The following is a 9,901-nucleotide window of genomic DNA, read 5'->3' as shown; positions in this document are numbered from 1 at the left end:
TGAGCTAGTGCCGCATTCAATTACTTAGAGACATGCCAACCCCGCGGGGGTTAACGTCTTAAGCGGGGCAGGATTCTACAATAATCCGATGTGTTTGCAAATGTTTTTTACAAATTAAAGAATTTTTCTTGGTAAACCTTTAATTCCATGATCGAATCTTTGATATCGTCGAGGGCTAGATGTGAACCTTTTTTGTTCACTTGCGCTAATACGTCAGGTTTCCAACGACGTGCAAGTTCTTTAACTGTACTCACATCAAGGTTACGGTAGTGAAAGTAGTCTTCCAATTCAGGCATGTACTTATTCATAAAACGGCGGTCTTGGCCGATAGAATTACCACACATAGGTGAAGCACCCGCAGGTACCCATTGCTTTAGAAATGCCAATGTTTGATCAATAGCATCTTGTTCAGTGAATGTGCTTGCTTTACAACGAGCTGTTAAACCAGATTGACCGTGCTGAGTTGTGCACCACTCGTCCATGCCATCAAGCAGTTCATCGCTTTGATGAATAGCAATAACAGGGCCTTCAGCCAAGATGTTTAAATCACTGTCGGTGACAACAGTGGCAATTTCGAGTATTTTATCTGTTGCTGGTTCGAGGCCTGTCATTTCTAGGTCGAGCCAGATAAGATTTGATTTATGAAAAGACATAGTTACCTTAGCGGTGCTTTCCTTTAGATCCAACGCATTTAGATATATCATATTAGTATCATCAGTCGACCTAAAGCTTTTTTTTCAAAAAGCCCGACATTTACTCAAGTTATAGGCCAAAAGTGGCAAAACAAAAGAAATTAAGTAAAGGCCAATCGCGTCGAATTAAGGCCAATCATCAAAAACGCCTCTCTAATGCAGACAAAAAGCAACAGAAAGGGGCAACTGTGCAATGGCAAAATGATAATTTAGGCCCTGCCGAAAATGCGGTTGTGATCAGTCGTTTTGGCCAACACGCCGATATCGAAACCGAATCAGGCGAAGTGCTACGCTGTAATATACGTAGAACAGTATCGAGCCTTGTATGTGGTGATGAAGTTATTTTTCGCCGTGCAAAAGTTAGCGAAGGCGACTTAGCAGGCGTTATTGAAGCAACCCATGAGCGTCGCTCACAATTAACGCGCCCTGATTTTTATGACGGGGTGAAAGTCGTCGCTGCCAATATCGACCAAATTTTAATGGTCTCTGCGGTATTGCCTGAGTTTACACCAAACATTATCGACCGCTATTTAGTTGCCTGTGAAGACATGGGGATTGAGCCTATTTTAGTGCTTAACAAAATAGATTTAATAGACGATGAAGGCCTTGCTTTTATTGATGAAATTCTCGATATCTATCGTGAGCTAGGTTATCAAGTACTGTTAGTCAGTAATAAAACCGGTCAAGGCATTGCTGAGCTTAAACAAAAACTAGTTGATAAAAACAGCATTTTTGTTGGTCAAAGCGGTGTGGGTAAATCAACCTTAGTGAACACTGTACTGCCAGATGCAGATATCTTAACCCAAGAAGTCTCTGAGAACAGCGGCCTTGGTCAACACACAACAACCGTATCGCGATTACACCATTTACCAAGTGGTGGTAACCTAATTGACTCACCGGGAATTCGTGAGTTTGGCTTATGGCATTTAGATGTTGAGCGCGTTACGTGGTGCTTTAAAGAGTTCCGTGACTTTATTGGTGGCTGTCGTTTTCGCGATTGTAAGCATTTAAACGATCCTGGCTGTATAATTCGCCAAGCTGTTGATGATGGTGAAATTTCAGAACTTCGTTTTGACAGTTACCACCGAATTTTAGAAACTATGGCCGACGGCCGTGCTGGTGCACGCGCTCCTCGCGTATAACTATTTAGGAAATAACAAGTGAGTTTAGATAAATTCAAAATTGCTATGCAATATGCCATGCCAAAACATTTCATTTCGCACATGGTTGGCAAGTTAGCAGCAGCAAAAGCGGGTGGCTTAACAACGGCCTTAATTAAATTGTTCATCAAACAATACAAAATTGATATGAGTGAGGCTAAATACCCAGATCCAGCTCATTACAAAACTTTTAATGAGTTTTTTACTCGCCCATTAAAAGAAGGTATTCGTCCACTTGCTGAAGATAGCGACATTATTGCTCACCCAGTTGATGGTGCAATTAGCCAATTAGGCGATGTAGTCGACGGTCAAATCATCCAAGCAAAAGGTCATGACTACAGCTTACAAGCACTCCTTGGTGGCAAAGAAGAAGACACAGCGCCGTTTTTAGGCGGTAAATTTGCGACTATTTATTTAGCGCCTAAAGATTACCACCGTATCCACATGCCAGTTGATGGCACGCTGAGCAAAATGATCTACGTACCGGGTGATTTATTTTCGGTAAACCCGTTAACAGCACAAAATGTACCTAACCTATTTGCTCGTAACGAGCGTGTTGTGGCTATCTTTGAAACTGAAATTGGCCCGCTAGCCATGGTACTTGTCGGTGCAACAATTGTTGCTAGCATCGAGACTATTTGGGCAGGCACAGTAACGCCACCAGCAGGTAAAGATGTATTTAGTTGGAATTACCCAACCACAGGTGACAACGCGATTACTCTGAAGAAAGGTGAAGAAATGGGTCGCTTTAAATTAGGCTCTACCGTTATTTTAGCTTGGGGTGCAAATCAAGCTGAGTTCTTATCAGATCAACACCCAGAAACAGTAACGCGCATGGGCACACCATTTGCGAAAATTAACGACTAATAAGTTCAATTTAGCAAACCACTTGAGCAAAAGTGGTTTGCTTAAAATTCTCTATAAATCGCGCCTATACCCCACGATTACACTCTGAGCACTCACTGTCTTTTTGAATATTAAAGCGCTGCTGTTTTAGTGTTAGCCCGTCAAATTGAATAAACTCGCTGCCCGTTTTATGGCCAAGCAATATATTGATAGCCAATAAACTTTGCATGCTGCCCATAACACCCAATAACGGGCTCAATACTCCAGCATTGTCACAATTAAGCGCTGTCTGCTCCTCCGTTTGCGGGAATATACAGCCATAGCAAGGGCTTTGTTCATCACGAAAATCAAAACTCATCACCTGCCCCTGTGTTGCAATAGCCGCAGCTGATACAAGTGGGATAGATTTAGCTAAACAATAGCGATTAACCAAATAACGGGTAGCAAAGTTATCACTGCAATCGAGGATGATGTCAGCGCCTTCAAGTAGCTCAGCACAGTTACTTTCATCAAGCTTTTGGCATAGAGGCTTAACCGTAATTTGATTATTTAAACTGCTTAACACCTTGGCAGCCGCCTGTGTTTTTGCCTGCCCCATGTGGTTTACTTTATAGAGTATTTGTCGCTGTAGATTTGAAAGCTCAACTTTATCGTCGTCAATCAAAGTGAGCGTTCCGACTCCTGCAGCCGCTAAATAAAACAGTGCTGGTGAGCCAAGCCCACCCGCTCCGACAACCACAATATGTGCAGACTTTAACTTATGCTGACCCGCATGCCCCACCTCTTTGAGTAGCAAATGGCGGCTATAACGAATTTGTTCTTTGTCGCTTAACGCGCTCATATTATGGCTGACCTTCGACCAGCTGTTTTAACGTGGCAATGGCTGCTTGGTAGTCTTCGGCTTCGGTAATCGCACGTACTACTGCAACACTGCCAACCCCCGTGCTCGCAACTTGCTCAGCACGAGATAAGTCAATCCCGCCAATCGCGACCGTTGGATAATCAGCCATTAACGGCACAAATTTTTCGAGCTTTTCTAAGCCTTGAATTTGCCCAGTCATGTCTTTGGTAGTGGTTGGATAAATAGCACCAAACGCCATATAACTTGGTCTGTAATTATGTGCACGCAGCATCTCATAAAAGCCATGAGTCGACACACCTAAGCGTAACCCCGCCTCTTTTATGGCAATTAAATTAGCGGTTTGTAAGTCTTCTTGCCCTAAATGCACACCATAAGCGCCGTGCTTAATCGCCAATTGCCAATAATCATTGATATACACCTGCGCATCGTACTTCTGCCCCAGCATAACCGCACTTGCAATCGACTCTTCAAGTGCTGCATCGTCTGCATTTTTCATTCTTAATTGAACGGTTTTAACTCCTTCGGCTAAACACTTCTCTAACCAATCAACCGTATCAACAACGGCATATAGCCCAAGATGTTTAGAGTCGCACTCGGCAAAACCTGCTGCCATGGTAAAATCAACCTGGCAATCAAAGTCGAGCTCATCACCCAGCCAACTTCCCGCTTCGATGACTTGTGGGTAATCAGCTAGATTTGTTGGAAAGCAAGTGTGTGCAACGGGGCCAATCCCTTCACCATATCGAATGGCTGCTTTTAATCCTTGGTTTATATAGGTTTTCGCTAAAATAAAGGCATCTTTGAGAGGATACTGTTTGGTTAAACACGCAGCAATCACAGAGGCCATACTGCATCCAGTACCGTGACTATGCGGAGTTTGAATTTTTTCGTTACCAAGCCAATATTCCTGCTCACCTTGCACGCAGTAATCAATGCAATAGCCACTTGGGTAATCCCAGTGACCCCCTTTGATGATCACCGCTTTTGCACCATAGCCTGTTAACTTCTTTGCGGCCTCTTTCACTGCGCTTGGGCCAATCAGGTAAACACCAGTTAATAGCTGTGTTTCGTGGGTGTTCGGTGTTACAACATCGACTAATGGCAATAAACACTCTTTGATAGCACTAACAGTATCTTCTTCTGTTAATAAATCACCACTTGAGGCAATGGCAACCGGATCATAAACAACCAAAGGCGGCTCTGCCCAAGTTGCTTTGTAATGTTTTAAATGCTCACTAATAAGCTGTATTTGCTGCACATTGGCAAGCATGCCAATTTTAATCACGCTGGCAGGCATATCACTGGCTAAGGCTAATAGTTGCGACTCAATCACTTCTGTTGAAATCGGGTTAAGTGCTTCTACACCTAAACTATTTTGTGCCGTTAAAGCAGTAATAACCGTACAGCCATGTACATTAAAACTTTGCATTGCTTTGATATCGGCTTGAATTCCTGCACCGCCGCCCGAATCTGAGCCAGCTATGGTCCATACAACCTGATTCATGTTATTCCTCACATTTTATTCTTGATGCCAAAATGGCATTCCAAGCGTCGGCGTTGATGGGCTTGCTACGTCTTTCTCTGGCATCGCTTTAGCCAAATAGCTATATCGCCCCGCTTCAACCGCACTCTTAAACGCTTTACTCATCGTTACTGGGCAACCTGCACCTGCAATTGCCGAGTTTAATAATACGGCATCATACCCTAATTCAAGCGCTTGGCAGGCATGAGATGGTAAACCTAAGCCCGCATCAACAATTAAAGTATGGTTTGGCAAGCGCTCACGGATCATTTTTAAGTTATAAGGATTCAGCAAGCCTTTACCCGTGCCAATCGGTGCGCCCCAAGGCATAAGTACTTCGCAGCCTAAATCAGCGAGGCGCTGGCACAGCACTAAATCATCTGTGCAATAAGGCAAAACTTTAAAGCCATCGGCCAATAAAATTTTAGTGGCTTCAAGCAATGCGATTGGATCGGGCTGTAAATTATATTCATCACCAATCAACTCTAACTTGATCCAATCAGTGGCAAACACTTCGCGGCACATTTGTGCCAAGGTCACCGCTTCTTTCACGCTATGACAACCCGCCGTATTTGGCAGCACCTTTAACCCGGTATTTTTTATCAATTGCCAAAAATCATCACCCGCAGCAGCGCTTTGCTGACGTCTTAATGAAACGGTGACAATTTCAGCCTGTGAGGCCACTATCGACTCTGTCATAACACTTGGCGAAGGGTACAGTGCTGAGCCAATCAGTAAACGACTCGTAAATTGCTCACCATAAACCGAAAAACTATCCATCTTAGCCCCCTTGAATTGGCGACAATAGCTCAATGCTGTCGCCTTCGTTGAGGGTTTTTGCATCGCATTGGCTGCGCGGTACAAAGTCACCATTAACGGCAACGGCAAATGGAGGTCTTGCGCCAAACTGGCTCAACGCCTGAGTGAGCGATGTATTGTCGTTCACTGTAACTGACTGACCATTAATTAAAATATTCATTTTTATCCTTAAGCAATTAAGCTCACTGCATCATCGACCACCTGAGGCGCAAGTAAATAGCCATGACGGTACAAGCCATTAATTTTGATCACTCGACCTTGTTTTGTGACTTTAGGGCGGTTGTCTGCAAACGCTGGACGAAGCCCTGATTGCAAGCTCTCGATACGCCCTTCAGCAAAGCCGCTATGCACGGTATAAGCAGCAGACAATAGCTCAAGCGCCGAGCGCACGGTGACTTTACCGCGGTCTTGCGATTCGATTTCAGTCGCACCAATCACAAATTGATGATTTGGCTTAGGAGCAATATAAATGGGGTAGCGCGGATGCATCAGCCGTATTGGTCTGGTTAGGTTCACCTCTGGTGCATATAAACGCGCCACCTCCCCTCTGACTCCGCGAAGTAAAGGTTCAGCCTGTTTTGCACCTAAGCCGCGGCAATCAAATACATAATCAAAGCTTTGGCCATTCACTTGATGGGCGTTCAATTCAACTTTACAGCCAAAGTTAAATTGCACTCCTTGCGAGGTAAGCTTTTTAAAACTAGCGCTATAAAATGCCTGATTATCGAGTTGCCCTTCACAAGGTAAATACACACCTTGATGGAAACGCCCAGCTAGTTCTGGTTCAAGATCAGCAATTTGAGTACCAACCAATGCCTGTGCCTGATAGCTTTCAAGCGGTTTTAAGCGGCTCACAAAACTTTGTAAATCGCCCTTATCTTGCTGATGAGCAACCACTAAACTGCCTGTTTGTTGAAAATACACAGCGTCATCGAGCTCACTTAAAATTTGCTGCCAACGAGTGATGCTATTAAGCCCTTGTAGAGCTAAATCCTGTTCACACAAGACTGATTCAGCAAGGGGGGCTAACATCGCTGCAGCAACGCTGCCAGCACTGTTGCTAGCATGTTCATCATCTTGCTCAAACACACTTAACTGATGCTCTTTAGCAAGTGCCAATGCAGTTAAACGGCCAGTTAAACCAAAGCCCAGTATCGCTATCTTTAAAGACATAAAATTTCTAGGCCCTAGGCTCTAGGCCCTAAGTAAAAACCCAGAGCCTATCGCTGATGCCTAGCTCCATCAATTAAACGGCTTTGTGGTAAATCTCAGAGCCTGTTTTTTTGAACTCGTCTGATTTCGCTTTCATTTCGGCTTCAACATCGACCATTTTGATTTCGATAGCATCGCCTACGTTATTTGGATCAATGCCTCTTGCTTCAAGATCTTTGGCGTAATCACGTACTTCTTGAGTGATCTTCATCGAGCAGAACTTAGGGCCACACATAGAGCAGAAGTGTGCAATCTTGCCTGATTCTTGTGGCAGTGTTTCATCGTGATATTCGCGGGCGCGTTCTGGGTCTAAACCTAGGTTAAATTGGTCGTGCCAACGGAACTCAAAGCGTGCTTTTGATAATGCATTGTCACGCTCTTGCGCACCCGGGTGACCTTTTGCCAAATCGGCAGCATGAGCAGCAATTTTGTAGGTGATTAAACCTTCTTTAACGTCTTCTTTGTTTGGTAAACCTAAATGCTCTTTAGGAGTTACATAACAAAGCATAGCGCAGCCGTACCAAGCAATTTGCGCAGCGCCAATACCTGATGTGAAATGATCGTACCCCGGTGCAATATCCGTGGTTAATGGACCAAGAGTATAAAACGGTGCTTCTTCACAGTGTTTTAGCTGCTCTTCCATGTTCTCTTTGATCATATGCATTGGCACATGACCTGGGCCTTCGATAAACACTTGCACATCATGTTTCCAAGCAAGTTTTGTCAGCTCACCTAAAGTACGTAATTCGCTGAACTGGGCTTCGTCATTAGCATCAGCAATAGAGCCCGGGCGCAAGCCATCACCTAATGAAAAACACACATCATACTGTTTTAAAATTTCACAGATTTCTTCAAAGTGCGTGTATAAGAAGTTTTCTTTATGGTGCGCTAAACACCATTTCGCCATGATTGAGCCACCACGGGAAACAATACCGGTAACACGCTTTGCCGTCATTGGCACGTAACGCAGCAATACCCCAGCATGAATAGTAAAGTAATCAACACCTTGTTCTGCTTGTTCAATCAAGGTATCGCGGAAAATCTCCCACGTTAGGTCTTCAGCCACACCGTTTACTTTTTCAAGCGCTTGATAGATTGGTACGGTACCAATTGGTACTGGCGAATTACGTACCACCCACTCACGGGTTTCGTGAATATAACGACCCGTTGATAAGTCCATTACCGTGTCGGCGCCCCAACGAGTCGACCACACCATTTTTTCTACTTCTTCTTCGATTGATGAAGTCACCGACGAATTACCAATATTCGCGTTCACCTTAACTAAGAAGTTTCGGCCAATGATCATCGGCTCAGTTTCCGGGTGGTTGATGTTGTTAGGAAGCACTGCGCGGCCACGGGCAATTTCATCACGCACAAATTCAGGGGTAATAAAATCAGGAATACTAGCGCCAAACGATTCGCCTTTGTGCTGGGCCGCAAGCAACTCTTCACGAATTTTAGCGCGTCCCATGTTTTCACGAATTGCCACATATTCCATTTCAGGCGTCACAATACCTTGTCGCGCATAATGCATTTGCGTTACGTTTTTGCCTGCTTTTGCACGGCGGATCTTTGGTAGATGCTCAAAGCGGATATGATCTAACCCTTCATCTGCCATTCGTTGTTGAGAAAATTGCGAAGTCACTGAGTCTAAAATTTCAGTGTCGCCGCGGCTTTCAATCCACTTTTCACGGTATTTCTCAAGGCCCTTGCGCACATCAAGTTTAAAATCTGGGTCAGTGTATGGGCCCGAGGTATCGTAAACACGAATTGGTGCGTTAGATTCAAATACAGGGTTCTCTTCAGTGCCTCCGATGAAGGTATCGCTGAGAGTGATTTCACGCATCCCTACTCGTACATTGTCTTGTGTACCTTCTACATAAACTTTATGAGAATTAGGAAAGGGTTGACCCGTTAAGTTATAAATATAATCTGATGCTGCCGCACGAACTTCGCGGCGAGATGGTTTAGTTGTTGTGTTTGACATGACTTACCTCATTGCTTTAAGGGTTGTCTTGTCAGATATTGCAAATGCAATAGAGAGTGGCAAACGCCATTGGATCGTTAATAAGCTAAATGCTTACTAGTGCAGCCTGCGCCGCTTATACCCCATAAATTTGGCGCACAAGCGCCCAGTGAGGCAGCTTGTTCCCTACGCAGGTGTTAGCCTGATCAGGTTCACGGATCCCGCTTTCGCGATCTCAGCCTTGTTAAAGGCACTCCGACAAGTATAAATTCGTTTCTTTAAAACGCCCTGAGTGTACGCCAGTTAAAAAATTGCTGCAAGCTAAGCCACTTTAGTTTTTTGCAATGAAGGTAAAGTGATGCTCGCCTTGCAGAGTTAGTTTCTCACCTGTTAGCGTAATTGCCGCACCTTCTTTTAGCGCTGACAATAATTGCTGCTCAAGCTCATTAACTTGCTCGCCACATGATTTACGAGTCATACCTAACTTATTTACCGTTAGCGTATCTTCGCTGAGCGCACCTTCACCAAAAAATTTATTACAGCCAGCAAAGCCGTTAACCTGCATCGCTTCGATAAAGCGTATAGAGGCTTTTTGAGATACAGGAATAGCTAAACCATTCACTTTTGATAATTGCCACTGTGTATATTTTAATTGCTCACTAGTGACTGTCCCTGTCGATGAGCAGCCCATGCAAAATAATACAAAAAGAAGAGGCAAGGCTACTAACTTCATATTTTTTAACTATTCAAATTTCAATGTAGTAATAATAACAACATTTAACGCAATTGATCGTTAAAAAAACATGTTTTATCTGTAAAAAA

At 44.0% G+C, this 9,901-nt stretch carries 10 protein-coding genes and 1 riboswitch; of the genes, 2 read left to right on the top strand and 8 right to left on the bottom strand.

The annotated features are described in order from the left end of the window. Positions 1-107: 107 nt before the first annotated feature. Complete coding sequence (gene orn, locus CWB80_RS12450; RefSeq protein ID WP_054554138.1) at positions 108-653, bottom strand: oligoribonuclease; 546 nt, start codon at positions 651-653, stop codon at positions 108-110. A 122-nt stretch (positions 654-775) separates the two neighbouring features. Between orn and rsgA the strand changes: the two genes are divergently transcribed. Then, positions 776-1,834: a small ribosomal subunit biogenesis GTPase RsgA gene (gene rsgA / locus CWB80_RS12445; protein WP_058585944.1), complete on the top strand. Its 1,059-nt coding sequence runs from the start codon at positions 776-778 to the stop codon at positions 1,832-1,834. 18 nt (positions 1,835-1,852) lie between these two features. Beyond that, positions 1,853-2,719, top strand: a complete 867-nt coding sequence (asd, locus tag CWB80_RS12440) for an archaetidylserine decarboxylase (protein WP_171041526.1) — start codon at positions 1,853-1,855, stop codon at positions 2,717-2,719. Between the two features lie 64 nt (positions 2,720-2,783). Here asd and CWB80_RS12435 read toward each other — a convergent pair whose 3' ends face one another. The 7 genes from CWB80_RS12435 to CWB80_RS12405 form a co-directional block, all read right to left on the bottom strand. After that, complete coding sequence (locus CWB80_RS12435) at positions 2,784-3,539, bottom strand: HesA/MoeB/ThiF family protein (RefSeq protein ID WP_138601149.1); 756 nt, start codon at positions 3,537-3,539, stop codon at positions 2,784-2,786. 1 nt (position 3,540) lies between these two features. After that, the gene (gene thiE / locus CWB80_RS12430) at positions 3,541-5,064 is read right to left on the bottom strand and encodes a thiamine phosphate synthase (protein ID WP_138601152.1); all 1,524 of its coding nucleotides are present in this window, start codon (positions 5,062-5,064) and stop codon (positions 3,541-3,543) included. Positions 5,065-5,079: 15 nt separating this feature from the next. Beyond that, complete coding sequence (locus tag CWB80_RS12425) at positions 5,080-5,862, bottom strand: thiazole synthase (RefSeq protein ID WP_138601155.1); 783 nt, start codon at positions 5,860-5,862, stop codon at positions 5,080-5,082. 1 nt (position 5,863) lies between these two features. After that, positions 5,864-6,061: a sulfur carrier protein ThiS gene (gene thiS / locus CWB80_RS12420; RefSeq protein WP_171041525.1), complete on the bottom strand. Its 198-nt coding sequence runs from the start codon at positions 6,059-6,061 to the stop codon at positions 5,864-5,866. An 8-nt stretch (positions 6,062-6,069) separates the two neighbouring features. Beyond that, entirely contained in the window at positions 6,070-7,074 is a 1,005-nt protein-coding gene (locus CWB80_RS12415; protein WP_138601158.1) for an FAD-dependent oxidoreductase, read from the bottom strand. Between the two features lie 73 nt (positions 7,075-7,147). Beyond that, positions 7,148-9,100 (bottom strand): phosphomethylpyrimidine synthase ThiC, encoded by a 1,953-nt coding sequence (thiC, locus tag CWB80_RS12410; RefSeq protein ID WP_054554131.1) that lies wholly within the window; start codon positions 9,098-9,100, stop codon positions 7,148-7,150. A 145-nt stretch (positions 9,101-9,245) separates the two neighbouring features. Then, positions 9,246-9,347, bottom strand: a riboswitch (TPP riboswitch). Between the two features lie 63 nt (positions 9,348-9,410). Next, on the bottom strand, positions 9,411-9,812 hold the full coding sequence (locus CWB80_RS12405) for an META domain-containing protein (protein ID WP_054554130.1): 402 nt from the start codon (positions 9,810-9,812) through the stop codon (positions 9,411-9,413). Positions 9,813-9,901 lie beyond the last annotated feature (89 nt).

It is taken from the genome of Pseudoalteromonas sp. S1650 (assembly GCF_005887195.1).
In the GTDB taxonomy this organism is placed as follows: Bacteria; Pseudomonadota; Gammaproteobacteria; order Enterobacterales; family Alteromonadaceae; genus Pseudoalteromonas; species Pseudoalteromonas simplex.
This window is presented reverse-complemented; position numbering and strand designations above follow the sequence as displayed.